Source organism: Maribellus comscasis (assembly GCF_009762775.1).
GTDB classification, from domain to species: Bacteria; Bacteroidota; Bacteroidia; order Bacteroidales; family Prolixibacteraceae; genus Draconibacterium; species Draconibacterium comscasis.
In genome coordinates, this window is sequence record NZ_CP046401.1 from 1,506,003 (window position 1) to 1,530,536 (window position 24,534).

The 24,534-nt window shown below is 38.3% G+C and carries 29 protein-coding genes and 1 tRNA gene; 23 read left to right on the top strand and 7 right to left on the bottom strand.

Annotated features, from left to right (window positions below; all coding sequences use genetic code 11):
* The first annotated feature begins 286 nt into the window (after positions 1-286).
* Both GM418_RS06260 and GM418_RS06265 read left to right on the top strand, forming a co-directional pair.
* A complete protein-coding gene (locus tag GM418_RS06260; protein ID WP_158864245.1) occupies positions 287-679 on the top strand; it encodes a QcrA and Rieske domain-containing protein in 393 nt (130 codons plus the stop codon).
* Positions 680-3,376: a cytochrome b family protein gene (locus GM418_RS06265; protein ID WP_158864247.1), complete on the top strand. Its 2,697-nt coding sequence runs from the start codon at positions 680-682 to the stop codon at positions 3,374-3,376. It abuts the gene before it with no gap.
* Positions 3,377-3,429: 53 nt separating this feature from the next.
* On the opposite strand, the gene GM418_RS06270 is transcribed toward GM418_RS06265, so the two are convergent.
* The 4 genes from GM418_RS06270 to sqr are packed head-to-tail and all read right to left on the bottom strand — an operon-like array spanning position 3,430 to position 6,197.
* Entirely contained in the window at positions 3,430-3,933 is a 504-nt protein-coding gene (locus tag GM418_RS06270; RefSeq protein WP_158864249.1) for a DsrE/DsrF/DrsH-like family protein, read from the bottom strand.
* A 19-nt stretch (positions 3,934-3,952) separates the two neighbouring features.
* On the bottom strand, positions 3,953-4,264 hold the full coding sequence (locus GM418_RS06275; RefSeq protein ID WP_158864251.1) for a TusE/DsrC/DsvC family sulfur relay protein: 312 nt from the start codon (positions 4,262-4,264) through the stop codon (positions 3,953-3,955).
* A 4-nt stretch (positions 4,265-4,268) separates the two neighbouring features.
* Positions 4,269-4,943: a helical membrane plugin domain-containing protein gene (locus GM418_RS06280; RefSeq protein ID WP_158864253.1), complete on the bottom strand. Its 675-nt coding sequence runs from the start codon at positions 4,941-4,943 to the stop codon at positions 4,269-4,271.
* 18 nt (positions 4,944-4,961) lie between these two features.
* Positions 4,962-6,197, bottom strand: a complete 1,236-nt coding sequence (gene sqr / locus GM418_RS06285) for a type III sulfide quinone reductase, selenoprotein subtype (RefSeq protein WP_158864255.1) — start codon at positions 6,195-6,197, stop codon at positions 4,962-4,964.
* A gap of 146 nt (positions 6,198-6,343) precedes the next feature.
* Between sqr and GM418_RS06290 the strand changes: the two genes are divergently transcribed.
* Positions 6,344-7,039 (top strand): Crp/Fnr family transcriptional regulator, encoded by a 696-nt coding sequence (locus GM418_RS06290; RefSeq protein ID WP_158864257.1) that lies wholly within the window; start codon positions 6,344-6,346, stop codon positions 7,037-7,039.
* 13 nt (positions 7,040-7,052) lie between these two features.
* On the opposite strand, the gene GM418_RS06295 is transcribed toward GM418_RS06290, so the two are convergent.
* Positions 7,053-7,622 carry a molybdenum cofactor guanylyltransferase gene (locus GM418_RS06295; RefSeq protein WP_281350284.1) on the bottom strand — a complete coding sequence of 190 codons (570 nt, stop codon included), beginning with the start codon at positions 7,620-7,622 and terminating at the stop codon, positions 7,053-7,055.
* A gap of 42 nt (positions 7,623-7,664) precedes the next feature.
* Positions 7,665-7,740 (bottom strand) — tRNA-His (locus GM418_RS06300).
* Positions 7,741-7,852: 112 nt separating this feature from the next.
* Between GM418_RS06300 and GM418_RS06305 the strand changes: the two genes are divergently transcribed.
* The 7 genes from GM418_RS06305 to GM418_RS06335 all read left to right on the top strand — a co-directional run bounded on the left by GM418_RS06305 (position 7,853) and on the right by GM418_RS06335 (position 13,049).
* Positions 7,853-8,755: a carbohydrate kinase family protein gene (locus GM418_RS06305; protein ID WP_158864261.1), complete on the top strand. Its 903-nt coding sequence runs from the start codon at positions 7,853-7,855 to the stop codon at positions 8,753-8,755.
* 38 nt (positions 8,756-8,793) lie between these two features.
* The gene (locus GM418_RS06310; RefSeq protein WP_217447717.1) at positions 8,794-9,363 is read left to right on the top strand and encodes an RNA polymerase sigma factor; all 570 of its coding nucleotides are present in this window, start codon (positions 8,794-8,796) and stop codon (positions 9,361-9,363) included.
* Positions 9,360-9,869, top strand: coding sequence for a hypothetical protein (locus GM418_RS06315; protein ID WP_158864263.1), 510 nt, complete (start codon positions 9,360-9,362; stop codon positions 9,867-9,869). The genes GM418_RS06310 and GM418_RS06315 overlap by 4 nt, the downstream gene beginning before the upstream one ends.
* A 15-nt stretch (positions 9,870-9,884) precedes the next feature.
* Positions 9,885-10,982: a DUF4097 family beta strand repeat-containing protein gene (locus tag GM418_RS06320; RefSeq protein ID WP_158864265.1), complete on the top strand. Its 1,098-nt coding sequence runs from the start codon at positions 9,885-9,887 to the stop codon at positions 10,980-10,982.
* 124 nt (positions 10,983-11,106) lie between these two features.
* The gene (locus GM418_RS06325; protein WP_158864267.1) at positions 11,107-11,826 is read left to right on the top strand and encodes a head GIN domain-containing protein; all 720 of its coding nucleotides are present in this window, start codon (positions 11,107-11,109) and stop codon (positions 11,824-11,826) included.
* Positions 11,827-11,854: 28 nt separating this feature from the next.
* Entirely contained in the window at positions 11,855-12,349 is a 495-nt protein-coding gene (locus tag GM418_RS06330; protein ID WP_158864269.1) for a hypothetical protein, read from the top strand.
* A 64-nt stretch (positions 12,350-12,413) separates the two neighbouring features.
* Positions 12,414-13,049 (top strand): hypothetical protein, encoded by a 636-nt coding sequence (locus tag GM418_RS06335; protein ID WP_158864271.1) that lies wholly within the window; start codon positions 12,414-12,416, stop codon positions 13,047-13,049.
* A 57-nt stretch (positions 13,050-13,106) separates the two neighbouring features.
* On the opposite strand, the gene GM418_RS06340 is transcribed toward GM418_RS06335, so the two are convergent.
* The gene (locus GM418_RS06340) at positions 13,107-13,988 is read right to left on the bottom strand and encodes a sugar phosphate isomerase/epimerase family protein (protein WP_246222819.1); all 882 of its coding nucleotides are present in this window, start codon (positions 13,986-13,988) and stop codon (positions 13,107-13,109) included.
* 171 nt (positions 13,989-14,159) lie between these two features.
* Between GM418_RS06340 and GM418_RS06345 the strand changes: the two genes are divergently transcribed.
* The 13 genes from GM418_RS06345 (at position 14,160) to GM418_RS06405 (ending at position 24,521) form a co-directional block, all read left to right on the top strand.
* Positions 14,160-14,654, top strand: coding sequence for a MarR family winged helix-turn-helix transcriptional regulator (locus GM418_RS06345; RefSeq protein WP_158864273.1), 495 nt, complete (start codon positions 14,160-14,162; stop codon positions 14,652-14,654).
* Between the two features lie 189 nt (positions 14,655-14,843).
* The gene (kamA, locus tag GM418_RS06350; protein ID WP_158864275.1) at positions 14,844-16,163 is read left to right on the top strand and encodes a lysine 2,3-aminomutase; all 1,320 of its coding nucleotides are present in this window, start codon (positions 14,844-14,846) and stop codon (positions 16,161-16,163) included.
* Positions 16,126-16,995, top strand: a complete 870-nt coding sequence (ablB, locus tag GM418_RS06355; protein WP_158864277.1) for a putative beta-lysine N-acetyltransferase — start codon at positions 16,126-16,128, stop codon at positions 16,993-16,995. The genes kamA and ablB overlap by 38 nt, the downstream gene beginning before the upstream one ends.
* Before the next feature lies 1 nt (position 16,996).
* Positions 16,997-17,197, top strand: a complete 201-nt coding sequence (locus GM418_RS06360; protein ID WP_158864279.1) for a hypothetical protein — start codon at positions 16,997-16,999, stop codon at positions 17,195-17,197.
* Positions 17,198-17,214: 17 nt separating this feature from the next.
* Positions 17,215-17,418, top strand: coding sequence for a hypothetical protein (locus GM418_RS06365; RefSeq protein WP_158864281.1), 204 nt, complete (start codon positions 17,215-17,217; stop codon positions 17,416-17,418).
* 4 nt (positions 17,419-17,422) lie between these two features.
* On the top strand, positions 17,423-18,850 hold the full coding sequence (locus tag GM418_RS06370) for a sodium:solute symporter family protein (protein ID WP_158864283.1): 1,428 nt from the start codon (positions 17,423-17,425) through the stop codon (positions 18,848-18,850).
* Between the two features lie 36 nt (positions 18,851-18,886).
* Entirely contained in the window at positions 18,887-19,819 is a 933-nt protein-coding gene (locus GM418_RS06375; protein ID WP_158864285.1) for a DMT family transporter, read from the top strand.
* 31 nt (positions 19,820-19,850) lie between these two features.
* On the top strand, positions 19,851-20,354 hold the full coding sequence (locus GM418_RS06380) for a YkgJ family cysteine cluster protein (protein ID WP_158864287.1): 504 nt from the start codon (positions 19,851-19,853) through the stop codon (positions 20,352-20,354).
* A gap of 69 nt (positions 20,355-20,423) precedes the next feature.
* Positions 20,424-21,230: a YncE family protein gene (locus GM418_RS06385; protein WP_158864289.1), complete on the top strand. Its 807-nt coding sequence runs from the start codon at positions 20,424-20,426 to the stop codon at positions 21,228-21,230.
* Between the two features lie 55 nt (positions 21,231-21,285).
* Positions 21,286-21,609, top strand: coding sequence for a hypothetical protein (locus tag GM418_RS06390; protein WP_158864291.1), 324 nt, complete (start codon positions 21,286-21,288; stop codon positions 21,607-21,609).
* 60 nt (positions 21,610-21,669) lie between these two features.
* The gene (porQ, locus tag GM418_RS06395) at positions 21,670-22,704 is read left to right on the top strand and encodes a type IX secretion system protein PorQ (RefSeq protein WP_158864293.1); all 1,035 of its coding nucleotides are present in this window, start codon (positions 21,670-21,672) and stop codon (positions 22,702-22,704) included.
* Between the two features lie 244 nt (positions 22,705-22,948).
* Positions 22,949-23,653, top strand: coding sequence for a (d)CMP kinase (gene cmk, locus GM418_RS06400; RefSeq protein WP_158864295.1), 705 nt, complete (start codon positions 22,949-22,951; stop codon positions 23,651-23,653).
* On the top strand, positions 23,643-24,521 hold the full coding sequence (locus GM418_RS06405) for a 4-hydroxy-3-methylbut-2-enyl diphosphate reductase (RefSeq protein WP_158864297.1): 879 nt from the start codon (positions 23,643-23,645) through the stop codon (positions 24,519-24,521). Before cmk ends, GM418_RS06405 begins: the two co-directional genes overlap by 11 nt.
* Positions 24,522-24,534: the final 13 nt, after the last annotated feature.

Sequence of the window (24,534 nt, forward strand, 5' to 3'; positions counted from 1 at the left end):
AAAAAATCCAATTTCACAATCCGTTCAGAAACAATATTTTAATTATTTAGATATTTACATTATTAGAATAAACTATAAAAGACGATCCGTATAATAAAAAACATAAGTTCTTAAACTTAATTTAAAAAATCAACTAAACAGAATAGCAAAAGTTCAATTCCTTATTATAAACTGCATGCTATAAAACATAATTAGCTAATAATTGTAGATTTAAAGCCGGAGTCATCGTTTTTTGAGCATTTTTTAATTTCTCCATTTTATTACATTTGCCTGAAAGAAATCTCAAATGGGAATAAAAAACAGAAGGACGTTTCTGCATATAATCGGCGGGGGAATTATCGCGTTTTTTATATTTATTTGGAATAAACTCACGCTAAACCACATTGAAATAAGTGGGGAGAGAGAAAAAACGTTGCCCTTCAATAAAAACAAAGCGATTTCTTTTTACGACAATTATATAATAGTAAATCAGGAAAATAAAACCACTGTATTGTCATCGCATTGCACGCACTTGGGATGCAGAATCGACAAGCAGGAAAACGGGCGTTTGGTATGCCCGTGTCACGGTTCCGAATATGATTTGAATGGAAGTGTTTTAAAAGGACCGGCATATAAAAATCTTCGGATTGTTCCTTCGGAAATTACCGATGAAGGGAAGAATATATTAATCAAAGGATAGATGGTAAAGAAAAAAAATAAAACAACATTTGGAACACTGGCGCTGGCAATGTTTTGGCTGGTGGCTGTTTCCGGTGTTTTTCTGGCCATTCCTTTTGATGTAAAATCGCCTTATTTGAGCATCAGCAATATGATGGTGAGCAATCCGTGGGCATCGCTTATTCGAAATTTTCACTATTGGAGTTCTCAGTTTTTTCTCGTTTTCAGCCTCATTCATTTGTATGATCATTTTCATTATAAACAAAAAGTCGGCTTAAAAAAGGGAATGGCCTTCCGACTAAGCCTTGCAGTTCTGATTATTTTTCTGGCGATGATTTCGGGCTTTCTTTTAAAAGGAGACGCCGACAGTGAGCAAGCCCGTCAAATCCTGCAAACCCTGTCGGAACGAATTCCGCTGATTGGGAAATCGTTGGCTTACTCACTTCTTGGAGATTCAGAAAGCTATCAGTTAATTTATGTTCATCATATTGCCACTTTTACCATTTTTATTGCCATTGTAATGGTTGAACACAGCCGGAAATACTGGCCTCCCATTTCCGATTTTATCCTTTCATTTATTGGAATTCTGGGAATCAGCTATTTGTTAAGTGCGCCCTTACACGACAATTTAAATCCTGCCGTAAAAGGCCCATGGTATTTTGTAGGTTTTCAGGAAATTTTGCACTGGTTAAAATACCCGGAATGGTCATTACTCCTTTTTCTCGGAGTTTTGATTTTGATTTATTTCGTGAATTCTGCGAAAGGAAAAACAATGTTTCTTAGCAAAAGAACATTGCTTATATTTTCTGCTTTCTATGGAATTCTTACTATCATAGGATTGTTTTTCAGAGGAGAAAGCTGGAAGTGGGAAACGCCCTGGAACAACGAATATTCATACAGCGTTTTACACAATTTCAAAACACCAAAAGTTAAATTTTCTCCAGACTATACTATTCCGGAAGCCATTTCTTCACCGATAATTCAGGGAAGAAAAGAAAGCTGCCTGGCCTGCCACCCCAACACGCATGGCTTTACCGATTCACATTCTCCGGAGGCAATCGGTTGTTTTTCCTGTCATGGAGGAAATCCTTTTGCTACGGGAAAGAAGCAGTCGCACCGAAATATGATTTTAATTCCCGGCAACTTAAACACCGCACAACAATCTTGCGGAACAACGCAGTGCCATCCGGAAATTGTGGAACGAGTTCCGACCGGATTAATGGCAACACTTAGCGGAATGATTAGTGTTGACCGTTTTGTTTTTAATGAGCAAGACAATCCGGATATTTTAACTGATGTACATAGTTTGGGAAACTCAGCCGCCGATGAACACCTTAAAAATTTGTGTGTTCGTTGTCATTTAGGAAATCCCAAAACAGTATACGGGCCAATTACTGAAGCGAGCCGCGGAGGTGGATGTTTAGCCTGCCATTTAAATTACAGCGAAGAAGCAGAAAAAGCTCTGGCACAAAATACCGGAGATTTAATCAATGCCCACCCGGAAATTAGTTTAAAAATTACCAATAGTCATTGTTTTGGGTGCCACAGTCGTTCCGGACGAATTTCAACCAGTTACGAAGGCTGGCACGAAACCACTTTGTTGGCTTCTGAAATGCCAGACAGCAGCAACTACCGGCTAATAGAAGAAAGCCGTGTTTTTATCAAAAAGCAGGAAGACGTTCATCATCAACTGGGATTGGAATGTATTGATTGCCATCATTCATACGAAGTTATGGGCGACGGAAATCATTATGCGCACCAGGAAGACCAACAAGATGTTCAGTGTTCCGATTGCCATATTGCAGGGCAACCCAAAATCATTTCTGCTGAAGACCTTGACAATGAATCTGCCATCATCGCAGCACTCCGTTTTGGAAATATTTCTGAACGAAAATTTCTTGTTACAGAAAAACACAATCGGGCACTAATCAACACTTTTGTTGAAAATGACTCGATTTATTTTCTCACCAAAAACAGCGGAAAAAAGATGACTATGAAATCGCCGGCTGCTGCCTGTACACGAGACAATGCTCATTCCAGCCTTTCCTGTTCCAGTTGTCATACTTCGTGGGCGCCAACTTGTATTGGTTGCCATAACTCTTTTGACGAAAACGAGCGCGCCTACAACATGATAAAAAACCAGGAACAAAAAGGCGGTTGGGTGGAATATATTGGAGAATACAAAGCGCAGCAACCAACCCTGGGAATTCGTAAAACAGAGAACAAAACAGAAGTAATTCCCGTACTTCCGGGTATGATTCTGACGATTGATAAAAAATCATTCTCGAAAAATGAAAACGATGCGGATATTTTTCACCGACTCTACGCACCTGCAGCGCCACATACAACGTCGGCAAAAGGAAGAAGCTGCATGAGCTGCCACAATGATCCGATTGCTTTGGGCTACGGAGAGGGTGAATTAAAATACGAAATAAAAAACGCCAAAGGGAAATGGCTTTTTAATGCCAAATATGAAAATATTGAAGATGGACTTCCGGCGGATGCATGGGTTGATTTCCTCAAAACACGCGAAGGCAAAGTTTCAACCCGTTCAAACGTATTTCCTTTTAGTGTAGAGCAACAAAAAAAAATTCTTACTGTTGGAGCGTGTCTGACCTGTCATGATGAAAACTCAACGGTAATGAAAGAAAGTTTAAACCACTTCAGCAAAGTCATAAAAACCATTAGCAGTGAGTGTGTCCTTCCTGAATGGAAATAAAAAAACGCCACCAAGAAACCGGTGACGCTTTTCTCTCGTTAGATCAACCACAACTAAGTAAAAATAATTTGAGTACCCTCTCCTGCTGACATGGCATACAAATCGCCAACTGTAATTATTGCTTTTACATTTTCATTAAAATCATCCATCGTCAATTTAAACATCTCCGCAGCCAATTTACATGCGTATATTTCACCACCTCCAGCGGTAATCATATCCAGAAATTCATCAACAGGTGGAATATCCAGTTCATCCATTTGCTTTTTCATCATCGCAGACACACCTGCTTCAACTCCCGGTAAAGCTCCCAAAAGTGTAGGAAACTGCCAACCGTTTGGCATTCTCATTCCCGGATTTCCAACTGTTGCTGTATGTAGTTTATTCATCTGTTTTTTGGTAATCGCATCGAGTCCAAAAAAAGTAAAAAACAGTTTTGCTTCAATTCCTTCCATTACGGCTCCATTGGCCATAATCAAACCGGCATAAACATCTTCGATATTGGCTTTGGCTACAATAATCAAAACCTTTTTTAATGGTGTTTCTTTACCTTCAGTCATAATTTCTGAAATTTTTGGTTTACACGCAACTTGCAGGTTTAGGAATTCCTGCATATTTTGATGAAAGTTTCAGAGGTCCCCCGGGAAATAACTGATATAAACCTTTAATATCAGTAATTCCAGACTTTCCAACTTTTCGAATTGTAAGTGTAGTTCCTGCTGCCTGCTCTTTTCTTAAATAATCGAGCACTTCGTAGTGTTTTTCGGTCAAATCAATTCCATCTTCCTTTGCCAGTTCAGCGGCGATTTCTTTTGACCAATCTTCTTTATTAACCAAATAACCTTCTCCGGTTACTTCTACAGTTTTACCTGCTAATGTTTTTTCTGCCATAACTTTAATTTTTATTTGTTTCAGCTGCCATATTCTTTATAAATGTTACAAAGAATCCCAGGCCACGTTTCATTTCCGGTTTATTCAATTCCCGCATCACTTTGAGAATGGAATATTCCGGCACATTTTCCATTTCCATACTCCCGTAGATTTTCAAACCGTTATTCAGGGCTGTCATCATTTCAGGTTGAGTAGCAGAACGCACAGTTTCCATAATGGTAACCACATTATCTGCAAGTTCTTTTACATCACTTGGCGAGTAATGCGAAATGATATTATCGAATATCTTTCCGGTCTCGGCAAAGAATTCAAAATATCCTTTTTGATCGAGCTCATTCAGTTTTTTGGTAAAATCGATAACAACCTCATTGAAAATCGGGCCTGCATCTTTCATCAGATCAGTAACACTTTCAAACATTTCGAGGAAATTATTCATATTCCCGACATTCCTTAAAATGCGCAAGACCAGTCCTTTTACCTGATCCAGATCGAAGTTGACCATCCTGTTATCGAGTTCCTCAACAGCTGTATCGTATATGTCCTTTCCAACGATGGACATATCCGATACTAAATCCTCCAGCTGATTGGTTTTTAATCGCTGCTGATTCACGTATTCCAATAAAAGATCTACTTTCCGGTTTAGTTCCGCTACCTGAGTTTGTAATGCTTTTTCTTCCATTTTTAAACTCCTTTCTTTTTAGCCTACTTTCTTTTTTCCCGCCATTGTCATTAACGGTTCAACCGGCAGCTCTTTCCCTTTTAAAAGAATATGCCAGTAAATCCAGCGGAACATTACTTTACCATAATGATTTATTTTAGTGTTTTTCAACAAACCAAACGGGCCTACTCCCGGCAAAGGAAATGTCCCGGGAAGTGGTTCTGTTTCATAATTAAAATCGATTAGTGCACCTTTTCCATTTCCTGTTTCAATGTAACAGTTAGCATGTCCGTCAAATTTTGCATGAAGCGGACGCCCCTCGATAGCACTCATTAAATTTTCAAAAAGAATTTCGGCGGCAAAATGAGCTACTGATCCGGCTTTTGAAGTCGGGATATTTGATGCATCGCCAAGTACAAAAATATTTTCGTGAGCCAGTGATTGTAAAGTTTCTTTATTAGTGGGGACAAAATTCATATCGTCGCCCAAACCACTGCGTTCAATCATAGCGTCGCCCATGTTTACGGGAACAACAGTTAACACGTCAAACGGAACCTCCTGCTCGTCATACGAAACCAATTTTTTCTCCTCATTGTCAACACGTTCGATATAAAAATCAGGAATTACTTTTATGTTCTTTTCTTCCAGCAGTTCCGAAAGCATTTTAGTTGCAATTGGTTTTGTAAATGCTCCGGGCATTGGAGTTACGTACGAAATATCTACTTTTTCCCGGATACCAATTTCAGTAAAATAAGCGTCAGCCAGGAAAACAAATTCAAGTGGTGCAACCGGGCATTTGTACGGAAGTTCCGTAATCGCCATCACCAGTCTTCCGCCTTCCCAATCTTTAAAAAATCGGCGGAGTGCAACTGCTCCTTCAACCGTATAAAAATCAAAAATCTCCTTATACCAAAGTTTATCTTTTAATCCGGGAGTCTCATCAGGGAAAGTTTTTGTTCCGGTAGCAACAATTAAATAATTATAATTTAAAATCTTACCCCCATCCAATACAACACGATTTTCTTTCGCTTCAATCTTATCAATTTCGGAATAAATCACTTCTACTCCTGAAGGGATAAAATCTGATTTTGGTTTAACAACATCTTCTTTGTTATAAATACCAAACGGTATAAATAGAAAACCGGGTTGGTAATAATGTGTTTTAAACTGATCTACAATTGTAATCTTCCATTCTTCTTTGTCGAGCGCCCTGCGCAATTTATTTGCCATCATAGTTCCGGCAGTTCCGGCGCCAAGTATTACTATTTTTTTCATTATTTAAAACCTTTGATTTGCTAATTCGAAAATAAAATTAAGTGAAGACCCGAATAAAGAATTTTTTCTCGATATGATAATTATCACAGTATAATAAATATCATAAGTTTTTGGTATTTTAGAGGATTAAAAGGTGCGAAAATATCATGATGAAGGGCTCCGTAAAGTGTAGTTGTGAACAATGTCAGTTAAAAACTCTATTTTTTTCTCACGTAACCGTAAACGAGTTAACAGATATATGTGAGATAAAAGAAGAAAAAACATACTCAAAAGGCGAATTGATAATCAAAGAGGGTGACAGGATTGACGAATTTTTGTATATGAAAGAGGGGCTGGTTAAACTTTCAAAAAACTCTCCGCATGAGAAAGAACAAATACTCAGCTTCTCAAAACCTTTTGACTTTGTAAGTTTATTAAGCATCTTTTCTGCCGACTACTACAGGTATTCGGTAACCGCTGTTGAAGACTCTGTAGTTTGTCTTTTAGATTTGAATGTTGTAAAAAATCATGCGCAACAAAATGCGATGTTCACCATGGATTTGATGACGCGCATTAGTGAAGCAACAGATAAAATCATTATAGAAAATCTTGAAATAAGAAGAAAGAATTTAAAAGGCAGAGTTGCACATGTCCTTCTCTATTTTTCAAATTATATTTATGAGCGGGATGAGTTTGAACTTCCGGTTTCGAGACGTGAAATTGCAGAATACATTGGCATGACTACTGAAAATGTTATCCGCTCATTATCAGAATTCAGAAAAGACAAAATCATTAAAATTTTTGGGAAAGATATTTTAATTGCGGATAAAAAGCGCCTGAAAAATATATCGGAATTTGGTTAGAAAAAATAGTTGTTTAATTCTCTTTCTCTGTTTTTAAATCCTCCGGGTAATTTATATTAAAAAATAAACGTGGATATTTTTTAATCCAACCTTTAGCATCTATGTAGTTAGTGTGTACTTTTTGAAGCAGAAACTGCATTTTATAATCACCTGTAATCAATCGAGTCTCAATTACCGGCAATAGTTTTTTGTGATATAATGCTATTAACGGCTCTCTCCCATTTTTGTGAACAGGAACCACTGCATCAAAACTATCTTTCTGAGCAACCAAAAATGAAACAAAATCCATTTCAACAAAAGGTGCATCAACGCTGATTACAAAATTCCAATCATTTTTTGACTTTTTCAAACAGGAATAAATTCCTCCAATCGGGCCACAATCACTTATTTCATCGGAAACAATCTGAATTCCCTCAACTTCATGTTCCAATGAGTTTGAACTAATCAGAATCTCATCGCAAAAAGATTGACAAAAATGAATAGCGCGCTGCAAAAGAGTTTGCTCTTTGAGTTCAAGTAGTGCCTTATCCTTTCCCATTCGGCTGCTTTTTCCGCCTGCTAATATAATTCCGGTAAGTTGCATTCTGTAAAAATAAAAAAGTCCCGGAAATACCGGGACTTTTTTGGGTGGTAGACCGGATTTGAACCGGCGACCTCTGGAACCACAATCCAGCGTTCTAACCAACTGAACTACAACCACCATTTATTTTTGCGGTTGCAAATATAATATTTTATTCTTTTTACAATTCAAAAAATCAAAAATAAATCGGAAAGCAATATACAAAAAACTATTTTTGAAAAAATACTTGAACTATGCAAAAAAATCAAACTGAAAACATCGTATGTTTTGGCGAAGTACTCTGGGATATGCTTCTATCAGGAGCCAAACCCGGTGGTGCACCTATGAATGTAGCTATCCATTTGAAAAAGCAGGGACAAAATCCCGCAATAATCAGCAAAACAGGAGATGACGAGGAAGGTAAAGCACTGATCCGCTTTCTTGAAAAATCGGGGTTGAATAGTAATTATATCGCTATCGACAAGGAGTTACCTACAAGTAAAGTGCTTGTTCATCTGGACGAAAATAAAAATGCGACCTATGAAATATGTAAGCCGGTTGCATGGGACAATATAAATTCCAATGTCGAAACAGAAAAACTGGTTTCAAATGCTGAAATTGTTATTTTTGGTTCTCTGGCCTCCCGAACAGAAGTAACAAAAAATACATTAATTCAACTGTTAAAAAACTCCGACGCCAAACGCTTATTTGATGTTAATTTACGACCTCCGTTCGATGATCGTGAAATCGTTGAAACATTTCTAAAACTATCCGACTTTGTTAAACTAAATGACGAAGAATTGGTAAAAATTGCTTCCTGGCATAACAAATCAGGAAAATTAACCAAGCTAACCCAATGGGTTTCCGAATTTTATGAATGCCCCGATATTTGTGTTACCCGCGGAGCCAATGGAGCCCTGCTATTTATAAACAACACCATTTTTGAACACCCTGGATTTAAGGTAACCGCCGCAGACACCGTTGGTGCCGGCGACTCTTTCCTCGCAAGTTTGGTTGCCAACCTCGAAAAAAACTATTCACCGGAAAAATCACTGGAATACGCCTGCGCCACAGGTGCTTTTGTTGCATCACAACCCGGCGCCGTTCCCGACTACTCAGAAAAAGATATCGAAAAATTAATTCAAACAACGATGTAGTAAATTGCAACCCTTTTTACTTTTCCTTGTCGTTATAATTGAAAGAAATAAAATTGGGACCAAAAGAGCAAATACATAAAAGTATTGTTGAAGCCTGTAAAAAAGGCAAAGACAAAGCCAGGTACGAGCTCTACCAATTGTATTCGAAGGCTATGTTTAATGTGTGTTACAGAATAATGAACAACCGCGAAGAAGCTGAAGACATGTTACAGGAAGCTTTTACGCAGGCCTTCATGAAAATAGAATCGTTCCGATGGGAATCGAGTTTTGGAACATGGTTGAAAAGAATTGTAGTTAACACGTGTTTAAACGCGATAAACAAAAAAAAAGTGGAACTAACGTATTGCGAAGAAATCTATCATTATGACAAACCCGAAGAGGAGGAAGAAACAGAAGTACAATTTACGGTCGCAAATATCACCAGGGCGATGGAATTGTTACCTGAAGGAGGGCGAATGGTTTTCTCGCTGTATTTACTGGAAGGATACGATCACACCGAAATTGCTCAGATTATGCGCATTACGGAATCGACCTCAAAAAGCCAGTTTATGAGAGCAAAGCGACGCATTATTGAAATATTGAAAGAACAAAAATCCCGGGGATTATGAAAACAGATCGTTTGGAAGAATTTGTGAGAAACAACCGCGAGGAGTTCGACCAGTTCGAACCATCGGCAAAAGTTTGGGAAAATATAAACCAGGCCAGACGTCAACCAAAAATCAGACGGTTGAATACTCCCTTGCTCCGTGTTGCTGCTGTACTTGTTTTGGCAGTTATATTTACAGTCACTCTGTACAGAACAAATATTTTTACACAGGGAAATTATGCACGGAAGATAAAAGATCCTGAATTACGTGAACTTGTAGAGGCCGAGGCATATTATGCTCATCAGGTCAACGGCAAACTAAAGGAAATTAAAAAATGTTACTACACCAATCCAGAGTTAAAAAGCGAAATCGAAACCGATTTAACCGAACTGGAACAGATGTATAATGAATTAAAAGGCGATTTGAGAGAAAATATTTCAAACAAAGCAGTAATTGAAGCGATGATAGACAATAACCGCACTCGCCTAAAACTGGTTGATGAAGTTTTGGAGCAAATAAATTGTTAAATTGAAAACAAGAAAATGAAACAACTGAAAATAATATTGGCCACAGTTTTTTGGTGCTGGATGATCCCTGTCTCGGTTTTCGCACAGTTCACTGAAACAAAGGAAATTTCAAAACATTTTAAAGTTTCACCGGAAACCCGGATTGAAATCGCCAATAAATATGGAAAAATTGAGTTGAACACCTGGGAAAAAGATTCAGTTGTAATCAACATTGATATCCGAGTTGAAGAAAAAAAGTTATCGAGGCTGGAAAAATCAATGGATGAAATAAAATTTGACATTACAGACAACCAGCACTTTTTGATTTTCAGAACCTCGGTTGGAGAAAACCGAAGCGCACTTGAAAAAGAATTTTTGAAATTTAAAGAAACACTCCTTCAAACCGATGGCAACATGGAAATCAATTACACGGTTTGGCTACCAAAAACAAATGAATTAAAAATAGAAAATAAATTTGGTGATATTTTTATAGGCGATTACTCCGGGGAAGTGGAAATAGACCTGTCAAACGGAAACCTTAAGTCGCACGATTTTAATGGCCGGCTCGATCTAACCCTGAATTTTGCCGACGCCACCATAAACCAGATGCAAAATGGAAGGCTGGACTGTAATTACAGCGACTTATATCTGAGAAAAGCCGAATCCTTACGTATTATAAGTAAGTCAACAACATATGAAATTCTGGAAATAAAAGAACTCGAGGCCGATTCAAGAAGAGACAAATTCCGTATTCGCCTGGCTGATTTAATTGATGCCGAAGGAAGCTTTTCTAACTTCAGAATAAATGAACTAAACGATCGTGCAACCCTCCGAACCGAATATGGCGACATAGATGTTGAAAAAACAAATCCCGACTTTAGTAACATTTTTATTGAATCGCGCTCGACGGATATAAACCTTTATTTTCCGCCGGATGCTAATTTTGGTTTTGAAATTACCCATACCAAAACAGAACTCGATTTATGCCGTGAAATGAATATCGAAGAAGAAAATGTTCTGGATGAAAAAGAGAATAAAATCGAATTAAAAGGTTCGTACAACCAAAACACGAATACCAATACAAAACTGTTTATTAATGCCACCTCCGGAGAGCTCAACATATTCTCTGATTAAGAAAAAATAACTTCCCGGGAAAAAAATTAACTTTTTTGCACACTTTTTGCAACCCTTCGAAAAAGCTCTTGTCTCTTAGAAATAGAAAGACAAACAATTAACAGAAAACAAATTTTTTAAAGTCATGAAAACAATTAAACTTTTATTTTTTTGTTCCGTTATTATTTTATTTGGAGCAACAAGCTGTATCGACGATTTTACGATCAGCGGCAATGGAATACCGGCCACGGAAGGCAGAATCACCCTCGATTTTAACAAAGTTCAGTCAGAAGGAGAATTTGATGTTCACATTACCAACGGTGATGAATTTGAAGTAGTAGTAAATGCAGAATCAAACATCCTCCCATACATTGAAACCAATGTAAGCAGAAACAAACTTCGCATTTATATCCGCGGACTTCACAATGTAAAAAACCGCTTGCCTATGGAAGTTTACATAACAACTCCGTATATTGAAGGAATAACCCAAAGCGGGTCAGGTGTTATTACAACCGACTATTTTATTACAAATGACATGAAGGTAGCGATTTCAGGCTCGGGAAGAATAGAAACAGCGATGGATGCCTTAAACCTTGACGCAGTAATTTCAGGTTCAGGAAATCTAGATCTTTCCGGCAGTTCAAATTTTGGCGATTTTCTTGTAAGTGGATCCGGGAAAATTAATGCAAATGACTTGTCGCTGCGAAACTGCGAAGCTACCATTTCAGGTTCAGGAAACATGTGGGTAAATGTAGATAATTATCTGAAAGCATCGATTTCGGGCAGCGGAAGTGTTTTTTATTACGGAAATCCCAGCATTGAAAAACATATTTCCGGCTCGGGAAACGTTATACCATATAATTAACAAATATTCATTTTGAATTCAGCTACTTATGAGACGAATTTTAATACTATTGGCTTTCACCCTTCCCTCCATTTTTTCAAATGCGCAGGGCTATGGACATGCAGTGGGTATCCGGGGAGGACTTTCACCGGGTTTTGAGTATCGGTTTTACACCGACGATGTAAATTCTTACAAAATTTTATTAAGTACACGCGACCGTGGATTACAGTTGCATGCACTAAAAGAATTTCACCGCTACGATCTTTTTGATTTTTCAGAACAACTGGTTTTCTTCTATGGTGCCGGAATTCATGCAGGTTATGAAACCTGGGATGTGGTACATTATGATTACACCACACGTTGGTATTCAAAGAAAACATCGGTTATCGCAGGAATGGACGGGCTGGCCGGCCTGGAATATGTCTTTTACGAAATTCCTTTGTCAGTAGGCCTGGAAGTAAAACCATATTTTGAGTTGTTTGGCCGTGAAACATTTGACCTGCAACTCTTTGATTTTGCTTTTACCATCAAATATCTTTTTTAATACGTTCAAACAAAACAGACAAGAAACATAACAGTTAACAAACAACAATTAATTTTTATTAGCCATGAAAAAAATAATTTTACTGCTTATTATGGCAGTCGGGGTAAGCTATGTCAATGCTCAAAACATTTTTAAAAGCGACGACGAAGTACAAACCATCTTTTCAAAAAATAAAAGCAATGGTGGTTATGGGGCTATTACGTTCGGATACACACAAATAGACGGGAAAGATGCTTTTATTTCCGGGGGGCGTGGTGCTTTCATTTTTGATCACTCGCTTGCGATTGGATTGGGAGGTTACGGTTTTGTAAACAACCTCGATTATCATACCTATTACGATAGCCATCCGTTGGATTACACGCTGGCAGGAGGTTACGGAGGTATTTTCATCGAACCTATTGTAGGAGGAACAATGCCGGTACACCTGTCATTCCCTGTTCTTTTTGGCCTTGGCGGAGTTGCACTGATTGAAGACTACGGCTGGGATTACCGGGACGTTCATCCTTTTGATGAACTCGATCACGACCTGTTTTTTGTAGTTGAACCTGCCGCGGAACTGGAGTTTAATCTTACACGCTGGTTTAGAGTTGCTGCAACTGCAAGTTATCGGTTTACTTCAAATATCGATTTATACGATACTGACGAAGACGTTTTACGAGGGCTGAATTTCGGGCTTACCTGTAAATTTGGTAAGTTTTAAAACAAAAAGAGGTTGTCTATCCCGACAACCTCTTTCCTTTTTTATATAAACAGATTTTTACATTTTTACATAATCCTGGCTATTTAACCACTCCACACTTTTCTGGCAGCTTATAATCGGTTCAAAATTGTACTCTTCTACTTCAACAATACCATACTTAAATCCTGATTTTTCTTTTTCGGCAAATATCGATTCAAAATCAATGTTCCCACTGGCACCAACTTCCTCTTTGTCTTTAATATGCCACAATTCAAATCTTCCCGCGTAGGTATTAAAATAGTCCACAGGTTCTTTCCCTCCTTCAATAATCCAGTACAAATCCAACTGAAACATCACTTTTTCAGGATCTGTTAATTCCAACATCCAGTCGTAAACAGGTTTACCTTCCAGCTCAGTTGTAAACTCTTTGGCGTGATTATGATACCCAAAACGAATTCCCGCAGCATTACACTTTTCACCAACGGCATCAAAATAAGCGCAGTACCGCTTTAATCCATCCAGACTTTCATAGCCAACACCCCCCATCCAGGGCTGAACAATCCATTTCACACCTGCTGATTTGTGTGCTGCAATACATTCATCCCACCAGGCCATCGTACTTTCCCAATTGGTTGAGTCAGGCACATCCTGGCCGGTATGTGAGCCCAAAAACTGCAAACCATTTGTTTCACACAACTCCTTAAAAGCAACCGGTTCCATTCCGTAAAATTTACCTTCTCCATAACCCGCGGCTTCGACGAATTTGTAACCTATTTCGCCTACTCTTGCAACAGTACCTTCAACATCGGAATTCATAGCTTCGCGAACTGAATACAATTGTAAACCAATAAATTTACTATCTTCAGAACCCGACTGCTGGCACGAGAACATCGCCAGTGAAGAAAAGGCCAGAATACCAGCCATCACTAAATTTCTAAAAGACAATTTTCCAGATTTCATTTTTAAACAGATTTTCGTTTGATTATAGTTTCAAAATTAACTCTTTTTGTGAATAAGACATAAAGATAAAGTTTTTCAGCAAATCAATTTATCAATGTTCTACAGGAACTTTATTATAGTGAATTAGAAAAAAATAAAATATTACCTTTGCTTTCCGGTAAACATGCTTTTATGGATACTACTGAAATTCTAATTAAAATAAGGAAAATAGTACGTTCCATCAACTTGGAATCAAAAAAAATTCAAAAAGAATATGGCGTTAGTATTCCGCAAATTCTCAGTTTGAATTATTTAAATGAATCGGAAAATTACCAGACTACACAGGGAGATTTGCGCAAATTTTTACACCTGAATTCAAGTACAACAAGTGGAATCATCAACCGGCTTGAAAACAAAGGGTTGGTAGCCCGCTTGCCAAAATCGGGTGACAAAAGAGTCGTTACCATTGCACTCACTTCAAAAGGAGAAAAACTTTTAAAACAGATTCCTTCTCTCCTGCATTTACAGCTTTCAAATAAGTTGCAAACACTGGATGAGAACACACTGAAAAATGTGGAAGGTACCCTGGAACTGCTTGTTAATCTTCTGGAAATCGAACAAATTGAAGCCTCTCCAATGCTGACTATTGAAGATCACCTGGAAGAAAATACCTTAGACAGAATATAAAAAATTGTTTCTACAAAACATAATTGATTTAAATAATAAACTTCCTTCAAAACATAATACCCCTGCACATATACATATAAAACACTACAAAACAAATAGTTAATTCGAAAACAACAATAAAACACAGACTGTTTGTCTTTTGTCAGATCAAATATATTGAGTACTTTTGTTCGCACAGAAACAATCTTTATGGATATATTTAATGATATACAGCAAGAAATTGCAAAAAAAATTAAGCCGGACAGTAACATTTCAAATTGGAAAGACTGGAAATGGCAGCTAAAGAACTCAATTCAATCCATTGGAAAATTTGAACTTCTGACGGGTATAAACTTTTCAGAAGACGAAAAAGCAAGATTAAAAACAACGCTGGAACGTTTCCCCTTGTCGATAACGCCTTACTATCTTTCACTAATTGATAATAAAAACTATGAAAACGACCCGGTTTTCAAACAGGCCTTTGCAAGTGTTGATGAGCTAAACGTTTTAAAAACAGATTTAAAAGATCCCTTGTCGGAAGATAGTGACAGCCCGGTGGAAGGTATTACCCACCGCTATCCGGACAGGGTACTTTTCCATGTCAGCAATATTTGTTCTATGTATTGCCGGCACTGCACAAGGAAACGAAAAGTGGGTGACGTTGATTCAATCCCCAACAAACAACAACTTTTAAAAGGAATTGAATACATCAGAAACACACCTCAAATCAGGGATGTGCTGTTGTCTGGCGGCGACCCGTTTATGCTTTCTGACGATTACATTGATTGGTTGCTTTCGGAGATAACTGCAATTCCACATGTAGAAATTGTTCGCATAGGAACAAGAATGCCCGTAGTTTTGCCCTACAGAATTACAGACAACCTTGTAAAAGTGTTAAAAAAATACCATCCGTTATGGATAAATACACATTTTAATCATCCGAGAGAAATTACATCATCGTCAAAAGAAGCGCTGGCCAAACTGGCCGATGCCGGATTCCCGCTTGGAAACCAGTCGGTGTTGCTGGCCAATGTAAACGATTGCCCGCGAATAATGAAAAACCTTGTTCAAAAATTGGTACAAAACAGGGTTCGCCCGTATTACATGTATCAGTGTGATTTATCGGAAGGCTTGTCGCATTTCCGCACACCGGTCGGAAAAGGAATCGAAATTCTGGAAAGCCTCATCGGTCATACAACGGGATTTGCTGTTCCAACCTATGTTATTGATGCCCCTGGCGGCGGAGGGAAAATACCGGTAATGCCCAACTATATCATTTCCTGGTCGACAAATAAAGTGGTGCTTCGAAACTACGAAGGTATCATTACCACTTATAAAGAACCGGAAAAATATGAATCTAAATTTTGCGACCGTGATTGCGATAATTGTGATCTCGATTTACAACTTGATGAGGCAGACGAACAAAAAGCTTTAGGAATCGAACAGTTGTTGTCGGATGAAGACTCAACAATTTCATTGGTTCCGGATAATAATGAACGATATAACCGAAGGGAAGAAGATGCAGGATAAAATTGAAAAATTAGGAAAATCGACAATACACCACGGAAAATTTAATAACAGAATCTATTTAATGAAACTTCACCCTGAAAACGTGCCGGAGATTATCTCCGGTATGGAAGAACTGGCTGAAGAAAACGGGTACTCTAAAATATTTGCAAAAATACCACCTGAAGCGCTGCCCGATTTTATTTCAAATGACTTCTCGATTGAAGCTTTTGTTCCGCGGTTTTACAAAAACAAACAGGATTGTTTATTTGTATCGAAGTTTAAAGATGACAAACGAAAAAAAGTTCCAAAAAATGAGTTGAAAAATTTTCACGAACTTTTACACAACTCAGATTCAGGGAAATCAAAAAAGTTAAAATACAAACATTCATTAAAGTATAAACTCGAAAAATTAAGTCCGGAAGATATTCCTGCAATCACAGAAGTATTCTCAAGGGTTTTTGAGACCTATCCTTTTCCTGTTCATGATCCGAAATACATTTTAGAGACAATGGACGAAGGAGAAACGCAATATTTTGGTTTAAAAGAAGGTAGTAAACTAATTGGCGTTTCGACAGCTGAGGTTGATATAAGCAACAAAAATGCTGAAATGACCGACTTTGCCGTACTCCCGGAGTACCGGGGTCAAAACCTGGCGTTCAGGTTATTAACAAAAATGGAGCAGGAAATGAAATACAACAATATAAAAACCGTGTATACAATGGCACGGCTGAAAGCCCCCGGCATGAATAAAACTTTTCTGAAATCGGGATATCAGTTTACAGGAACGCTGCTGAATAATACCAATATTTCGGGAAACATTGAAAGTTTGAACATCTATTATAAACATTTATAATATGCACTTAGGAAAACTGTGTAAATATGCAGGAGAATGTCCGGTTTACCAGGATAAAATAGAAGATCTTGGCAAACCAATATTTTTGGTTCGGAATGTATTTTGCAATCGCGGAATAAAAGGCTGGAGCAATTGTAAAAGATTTAACGCACTCGAAGCCGGAGATCCTGTAAATGAAAACACAACACCATATAAAATTTGAAAAACGATAGTATAAGAATGACAAAAGTGAAAGACAAAACAGAACTGGAGATTATTGAATTCCTCGACGAAAATGGCCCAAGTTTTTTAGGAGAAGTAGTAAAAAATTTAAAGCTATCCTATTCTAAAGGATTAAAACATACCAACAAACTTCTTTCAAGAGGCATTATCAAACATTCTGATCCTCCATTACAATATGAACTAAATTCAGACGCAAAATAATTCAATGCACTGGATTGATTATTTAATTTTTGCCGTTTACCTGATTTTCATGCTGGGAATCGGGTTCTATTTTATGCGGAAGAACAATTCTGCCGACGACTATTTTGTTGGCGGCAGAAAAATGGGTTCCTTTCATATCGGATTATCAGTGGTTGCCACCGATGTTGGCGGAGGTTTTTCCATCGGGCTCGGCGGATTGGGGTTTGTTATGGGTTTATCAGGCACCTGGCTGCTTTTCACCGGGCTTATCGGTGCATGGCTAAGTGCAGTTTTATTAATTCCAAAAGTTTCAGAACTAGCTAAAATCCACAATTTTCTTTCGTTCCCTCAATTTCTAAAACAGTTGTATAACTGGAAAGTAGCTTTAATTGCCGGGATTATTTCGGCTATTGGCTACCTTGGCTTTACCAGTTCGCAGATTCTGGCCGGAGCAAAACTGGCATCTGCAACTTTTCCAAATATTTCGCTCGAAACTGCTCTCATTTTAATGGGTATAATAGCCGTTGTATATACATCAGTTGGTGGAATTAAAGCCGTAATTTACACCGATACTTTTCAATGGATTTTATTGATGGGAGGACTAATTTTTGTTGGAATTCCGGTATGTTATTTTGGTATTGGCGGTTACGACACTTTAAAGGAGACCTTGCCAGCCAGCTTTTTTAGCTTATCAGCAGTTTCGTGGCAACAAATTGTAAACTGGTTTATTACCATCGTCCCCATTTGGTTTATCGGGATGACACTCTACCAGAGAATCTATGCAGCCGGAGATAAAAAAACAGCGCAACGTGCCTGGTTTATTGCCGGTTTATTTGAATACCCCGTTATGGCATTCACCGGAGTAATTCTGGGTTTATTTGCCAAAGTTGCTTTTGAAAACGGCATTATCCACGCGGGAGCAAACGAGATATTGGATCCTGAAATGGGGCTTCCCATTTTGCTTCGAACCATTTTACCCGTTGGATTAACCGGGATAGTTTTATCGGCTTACTTTTCGGCAATTATGTCAACTGCCGACAGTTGCCTGATGGCTGCATCCGGAAACATTATTACCGACCTTTTGAACAGGCACAATTCAGCAAAAATAATGTCGCTTTCACAGATAACCACACTGGCAATCGGTACAGTAGCTCTTTTTATTGCCTGGAAAGTTCCCAATGTTTTGGAGCTAATGCTGCACTCCTACTCTTTTATGGTTTCAGGTTTATTTATTCCTGTATTGGTTGCAATCTTTATCAAAAACAGAAGTACCAAAGGCGCATTCTGGTCTATGATTACCGGAGGTGGCATTACACTTGCGCTGATAATCAGCCAAATTGAACTCCCTTTTGGACTGGATGCCAATATCTACGGAATTGCATTTGCCACTTGTGTTTATCTGTTTTTTCATCTTTTTGACAAAAGAGATGCAATTCCTCAAGTTTCACGTTAAACGAAAAGGTTATTTTTGTGCCAACTATTTTTGGAAATGAAAAACAAAGAATTTTTGGCATTTGCATCAGCTTTAGGCGCTGCATTTTTCTGGAGCTTCTCTTTTATCTGGTTTAAAATTGCCTACCAGGGATATAATCCGGTTACAGTGGTCATTTTCAGGCTGGCAATCTCAGCTCTTTTAATGAGCATTATCGCACTGGGGATGAAACGGATGCAAAAAATTTCGCGAAAAGATTTTCGTCTGTTTATTCTGATGTCGTTTTTTGAACCCTTCCTCTATTTTATAGGAGAGAGCTACGGACTAAAATACATTTCCTCCACCGTTGCTGCCGTAATTGTGGCAACCATCCCACTCATCACGCCGGTAGTGGCCTGGTATTTTTACCGCGAACGCGTAAAATGGATGAATGTTATTGGTCTTGTTTTTTCATTCCTTGGTGTTGGCCTGGTCGTACTAAACGGTTCATTTCAGTTTGAAGCATCGCCACTTGGCGTTGGACTTGAATTTATGGCAGTTTTAGCTGCGATTTCCTATTCCATCGTTTTACGAAACCTGGTTGGGCGCTACAACACGCTCACCATCATTGTCTGGCAAAATCTTATCGGCGTAGTTCTGTTTTTACCTGTCTGGCTGATATTTGAGTTTAACGATTTTGTAACCCGTCCCTTTCATACGGAAGCTTTTCGGGCGATTGTTTTTCTGGCTGTTTTTTCTTCGACACTGGCCTTTATATTTTTTACCCAAAGCATTCGAAAACTGGGTGTTAACCGGTCAAATACCTTTATAAACCTGATTCCGGTGTTTGTAGCTGTTCTCTCTGTTTTTATATTGAATGACAGTTTAAGTTTGCAACAAATCACAGGAATTGTAATCGTTGTGAGCGGACTATTTTTGGCGCAATTGAAAAGAAAAAAGAAAAAGGGAGTTTTTGAAACCATTGAAATTACAACACAGCGGAAAGGATAATCAAAAGTGAGCAGTTTGCAGTAACAAAAAAATGAGAAAGATAAAGTATAAAACACCGGAAGAACTAAAAATCCTTACGGATAAAAACAGGGCGGAAACACATGCTCTTATCAAGAAGCTCAAAAAGAAAAAGCCCAAAGAACTGGATGATTTTATACACGAACTGCACATCGACGCGTTTTCAGAATTTAGTTGTCTCGATTGTGCCAACTGTTGCAAAACAATTGGCCCTAGATTAACGGATAAAGACATCGACCGGCTGGCCAAGCACCTCAAAATGAAACCTTCTGAATTTCTGGAACAATATGTAAAAACCGATGAGGATAATGATTTTGTTTTCAGAGAACACCCCTGCCCTTTTCTGTTACCCGATAATTATTGTATGGTTTATGAAAACCGGCCAAAAGCATGCCGCGAATATCCACATACCGACCGAAAACATTTTTATCAAATATTAACCCTTTCTTTTAAAAACTGCGAAACCTGCCCGGTGGTTTATGAGATTTTTGAAGAGATGAAAACAAAAAAATGGTAGAAAACAAGGCAAACACCTTTGGATTTCTCTGCGTAATTTGTTTATTTTTATTTCACTAATTCAGATATAATGCTCAAAATAGAAATGTTTTTGTTTACCATCCTTTTGTTGGCATGGAACATCTCGTTTTCCCAATCTTCCAAAATAAGTTTTGAAACGATAAAAACATTTGAAACCAAAGAAGCGCATCAGGGCATTGCCGTGGATGCAAATTATTTTTATACTATAAACTCACGAGGCATTGGGAAATATGATAAAAACAGTGGTGAATTTATTTCTGAATGGACAGAAGATTCCAACCAAATCATTCATTTTGACGGAGGTGTGGTAATAAACGAAAAGCTTTATATTGCACATTCCAATTACCCCGGAATACCAATGACAAGTTCCATCGAGATTTTCAATAAAAATACACTGATCCATATTGAAACCCACAGCTTTGGAATCAGGTACGGCTCATGTACCTGGGCAGATTTTTATGATAACTTTTGGTGGGTATGTTTTGCGCATTACGACAAATTTGAAAGTGAAACAAATACAAATAGTAGCTGGACAACCCTGGTGAAATTTGACAAAAGCTGGAAGGAGAAAGAATCATGGATCTTCCCTGAAAATATACTTTCTGAATTTAAACCGATGAGTTGTTCGGGCGGTTCGTGGGGACCCGACGGAAACTTATATGTGACCGGGCACGACAGCGCAAAAGTTTTTGTTTTGAAAATCCCGGAAATGGGGTCGACTCTTAAATACGTAAAAACGATAAAACTTGAGATTTTCGGACAGGGAATTGCCTGGGACAGATCAGACAGAAACCATATTTATGGAATCATTCGGAAAAATAACCGGGTTGTAAAATCAAAAATAAATTTCAAATAAACAATACTCATCGCTGCCGCACGATTGCACCTAAAATCCGCATCATAAAATAAAAATGGGATACAACGGTTTAGGCATGCAACGCTGGATTTCAACAATGAAACCCAGAAAGTTTTTGTCCAAAAGAAGCAAACCCGATGGAGGTGGAATGGAACACCTCTCCAACCAGGAAATTGAGGCTTATTTTCATTTAAAAAAGAATAAACTAGATAAGCTGTTGAAGAAAAAATATTCCCTTCAATACAAAGAAAAGTTAAAAAGGCAAATCTCTGACGAACACCGCAGAAATACTATTTTTACTTTGTTAAGTATTATTATCTCCTTTGGTATCCTTCTCCTACTCTTTTTCTATTTTGGCGCTAAAATGCAGGTTTTTTAATTTTTCCAAAAATAATATTTAAATACCTTTGGCGTTTTACTTGAAACTGTTCAACAGCGAATGAAACAAATTTACTTCATTTCTATATTTTTCCTGATTCTGGCAAGCGGAAAAGCACAGATTGGCGGGGAGAGTACCTACCAGTTTCTGGAACTTACCAATTCGGCACGAATGGCAGCATTGGGTGGAAACCAGGTGGCGCTCTATGATACGGCTGACCTGAACCTTCCCTATCATAACCCGGCTGCACTGCAAAGTTCGATGGAGAATATTTTGCTGGTAAATTATGTAAATTACCTGGCCGACATAAATTATGGTTATGTTTCGTTTGCCCGCTCATACGAAGGAATTGGGAATTTTGCACTGGGAATGCATTACATAAACTACGGCGATTTTCTGGAAGCAACCGAAGAAGGAGAATTAACAGGGAATAACTTTTCGGCTGCGGAGTATGCGTTAAATATCATTTATTCCAATCAGTTTAAACGGTGGCGTTATGGTGCAAATTTAAAACCCATTTTATCCTCGCTTGAAAGTTATCGTTCGTTTGGGATTGCCCTCGATTTGGGTGTAAGTTATGCCAGCCTCGACAAATACACCAATGTTGCAATAGTTGCACGGAATATCGGGACACAAATCACCACTTACTATGAGGATGGAAACCGTGAATCCATTCCGTTTGATTTGCAGGCAGGAATAAGCCGCAGGCTAAAACATGCACCTGTTAATCTGGCGCTTACACTTCAGCACCTTAATAAATGGGATTTAGCCAGTGAAGATGATGATGATGATGATGATGATGAACTTGATATTTCGATCAATGACCGGGAAGAAAGTATGGCTAAACAATTTATGCGTCATGTGGTGCTGGGAGTTGAAGTACTTCCAAGCGATAATTTTATCATTCGGGCAGGGTACAATTACCAGCGCAGACAGGAGTTAAAATTCGACGAAAAACTATCTACCGTGGGGATGTCACTTGGTTTTGGTATAAAAATAAAACGATTCCGGCTCGATTTTGCGACAACCCGCTACCACCTCGCAGGTTCTTCCAATCATTTTTCCCTGGCAATCAACCTAAACGACAAATTCTAACGTAAACGTTTTAAAGCGAATGACTCTAACTTTTACTAAAAATATCTCCCTTTTCTCCCTCTCTTTGAAAAAAGAGGAACGATTTTTCAGCAGATGCAATCAGGGTGAGTTTATTAATGAAAGAATAAATCTCCCGATACACCTTTATTTATCACATTTCAGACAAAAAAATATTTCAAATTCCAATAAAGGACAATTGTGTCCGTTTTAAAAAACTTTTATATTTGTTCCTAATTCAGCAAAAATGAATGATAAAAAAATTGTTATTGCAGTCGACGGGCACTCATCGTGCGGAAAAAGTACAATGGCAAAATCGCTGGCCCGCTTACTTGGTTACATTTATATCGACAGCGGAGCCATGTACCGTGCAGTTACACTTTATTCACTCAGAAAAGGCTGGATACCTAACGGACAACCGGATATAAAAAAAGTTATCGAAGGATTGAACGACATCAGAATAACTTTCCGGTGGGACAATGAAACAGAAAAAAACACCACGTTTTTAAATGGTGAAAATATTGAAGAAGAAATCAGGAAACTGGAAGTTTCTCAAAACGTGAGCCCGATTAGTACCATTGCTGAAGTGCGGCACGAAATGGTAAAACAACAGCGGGAAAACGGTAAAAACAAAGGTATTGTTATGGATGGCCGTGATATCGGGACCGTGGTTTTTCCCGATGCGGAATTAAAAATCTTTATGACAGCCTCGCCGGAAACAAGGGCTCAGCGAAGATTTCTTGAACTAAAAGAAAAAGGGTTGGAAGTAAATTTTGATGACATTCTGGCCAATGTAAAGGAGCGGGATGAAATAGATTCTACCCGCAAAGTAAGTCCGCTAAAAAAAGCTGACGACGCGTTGGTACTCGACAATAGTAATTTAACACGCGAACAGCAACTGGAGTGGACACTGGAAAAAGTTAAAGAAAGGACAAAAAAACATGAAGGTTGAGATAGACAGAAGATCAGGATTTTGTTTTGGAGTTATAAAAGCGATAAAATCGGCGGAAAGCGAGCTCAAAGATTCACCACAGTTGTATTGTCTGGGCGACATTGTACACAACGGCGAAGAGGTAAAGCGGCTTGAAAAAATGGGATTGAAGTCGATTTCAAAAGAAGAATATTTTAAACTGAAAGATTGTAAAGTGTTAATCCGTGCCCACGGAGAACCTCCTGAAACATACGAACACGCAAAAAAAAACAATATTGAATTGCTCGATGCCACCTGCCCGGTTGTTATTACTTTGCAGGAAAGGGTCAGAGACTCGTACCAAAATATCCGTTCGCATAACGGGCAGGTTGTTATTTACGGAAAAAAAGGACATGCCGAGATTATTGGCTTAAGCGGACAAACCGATTACAGTGCCATTGTTTTGGAAAACAAAAACGATATTTCCAAAATTGATCCCTCCCGCCCGGTTTCCTTGTATTCGCAAACAACCAAACGTATCGAGGATTTTTATGAAATTGCTGAAGCGGTAAAAAACCACGTTGATCCGGGCTTGCGTGTCGACATAAAAGATACCATTTGCAGACAGGTTTCCAACCGCGTTCCACACCTGAAAAAGTTTGCAAAAAACTATGATATGGTCATTCTGGTTGCAGGCGAGAAAAGCTCCAACGGAAGATATCTGTTTTCCATTTGTAAAGAAGAAAATCCAAACGCTCACCTTATTGCACGGGTTGAGGACATTCAACCCGAGTGGTTTGAAAATGTAGAATCGGTTGGAATTTGCGGAGCTACTTCAACCCCTAACTGGCTGATGGAAAATGTTCAGGAATGGATAAGCAAAAAATTTGAAAAAACTGTAAGTCAATAAAACTTCGCCGATC

Bases quoted from the DNA above. Each gene is read 5' to 3' on its own strand.
- GM418_RS06260 (WP_158864245.1), top strand. From the start codon at position 287: ATGGGAATAAAAAACAGAAGGACGTTTCTGCATATAATCGGCGGGGGA.
- GM418_RS06265 (WP_158864247.1), top strand. From the start codon at position 680: ATGGTAAAGAAAAAAAATAAAACAACATTTGGAACACTGGCGCTGGCA.
- GM418_RS06270 (WP_158864249.1), bottom strand. From the start codon at position 3,933: ATGACTGAAGGTAAAGAAACACCATTAAAAAAGGTTTTGATTATTGTA.
- GM418_RS06275 (WP_158864251.1), bottom strand. From the start codon at position 4,264: ATGGCAGAAAAAACATTAGCAGGTAAAACTGTAGAAGTAACCGGAGAA.
- GM418_RS06280 (WP_158864253.1), bottom strand. From the start codon at position 4,943: ATGGAAGAAAAAGCATTACAAACTCAGGTAGCGGAACTAAACCGGAAA.
- sqr (WP_158864255.1), bottom strand. From the start codon at position 6,197: ATGAAAAAAATAGTAATACTTGGCGCCGGAACTGCCGGAACTATGATG.
- GM418_RS06290 (WP_158864257.1), top strand. From the start codon at position 6,344: ATGATGAAGGGCTCCGTAAAGTGTAGTTGTGAACAATGTCAGTTAAAA.
- GM418_RS06295 (WP_281350284.1), bottom strand. From the start codon at position 7,622: ATGCAACTTACCGGAATTATATTAGCAGGCGGAAAAAGCAGCCGAATG.
- GM418_RS06305 (WP_158864261.1), top strand. From the start codon at position 7,853: ATGCAAAAAAATCAAACTGAAAACATCGTATGTTTTGGCGAAGTACTC.
- GM418_RS06315 (WP_158864263.1), top strand. From the start codon at position 9,360: ATGAAAACAGATCGTTTGGAAGAATTTGTGAGAAACAACCGCGAGGAG.
- GM418_RS06320 (WP_158864265.1), top strand. From the start codon at position 9,885: ATGAAACAACTGAAAATAATATTGGCCACAGTTTTTTGGTGCTGGATG.
- GM418_RS06325 (WP_158864267.1), top strand. From the start codon at position 11,107: ATGAAAACAATTAAACTTTTATTTTTTTGTTCCGTTATTATTTTATTT.
- GM418_RS06330 (WP_158864269.1), top strand. From the start codon at position 11,855: ATGAGACGAATTTTAATACTATTGGCTTTCACCCTTCCCTCCATTTTT.
- GM418_RS06335 (WP_158864271.1), top strand. From the start codon at position 12,414: ATGAAAAAAATAATTTTACTGCTTATTATGGCAGTCGGGGTAAGCTAT.
- GM418_RS06340 (WP_246222819.1), bottom strand. From the start codon at position 13,988: ATGAAATCTGGAAAATTGTCTTTTAGAAATTTAGTGATGGCTGGTATT.
- GM418_RS06345 (WP_158864273.1), top strand. From the start codon at position 14,160: ATGGATACTACTGAAATTCTAATTAAAATAAGGAAAATAGTACGTTCC.
- kamA (WP_158864275.1), top strand. From the start codon at position 14,844: ATGGATATATTTAATGATATACAGCAAGAAATTGCAAAAAAAATTAAG.
- ablB (WP_158864277.1), top strand. From the start codon at position 16,126: ATGAACGATATAACCGAAGGGAAGAAGATGCAGGATAAAATTGAAAAA.
- GM418_RS06360 (WP_158864279.1), top strand. From the start codon at position 16,997: ATGCACTTAGGAAAACTGTGTAAATATGCAGGAGAATGTCCGGTTTAC.
- GM418_RS06365 (WP_158864281.1), top strand. From the start codon at position 17,215: ATGACAAAAGTGAAAGACAAAACAGAACTGGAGATTATTGAATTCCTC.
- GM418_RS06370 (WP_158864283.1), top strand. From the start codon at position 17,423: ATGCACTGGATTGATTATTTAATTTTTGCCGTTTACCTGATTTTCATG.
- GM418_RS06375 (WP_158864285.1), top strand. From the start codon at position 18,887: ATGAAAAACAAAGAATTTTTGGCATTTGCATCAGCTTTAGGCGCTGCA.
- GM418_RS06380 (WP_158864287.1), top strand. From the start codon at position 19,851: ATGAGAAAGATAAAGTATAAAACACCGGAAGAACTAAAAATCCTTACG.
- GM418_RS06385 (WP_158864289.1), top strand. From the start codon at position 20,424: ATGCTCAAAATAGAAATGTTTTTGTTTACCATCCTTTTGTTGGCATGG.
- GM418_RS06390 (WP_158864291.1), top strand. From the start codon at position 21,286: ATGGGATACAACGGTTTAGGCATGCAACGCTGGATTTCAACAATGAAA.
- porQ (WP_158864293.1), top strand. From the start codon at position 21,670: ATGAAACAAATTTACTTCATTTCTATATTTTTCCTGATTCTGGCAAGC.
- cmk (WP_158864295.1), top strand. From the start codon at position 22,949: ATGAATGATAAAAAAATTGTTATTGCAGTCGACGGGCACTCATCGTGC.
- GM418_RS06405 (WP_158864297.1), top strand. From the start codon at position 23,643: ATGAAGGTTGAGATAGACAGAAGATCAGGATTTTGTTTTGGAGTTATA.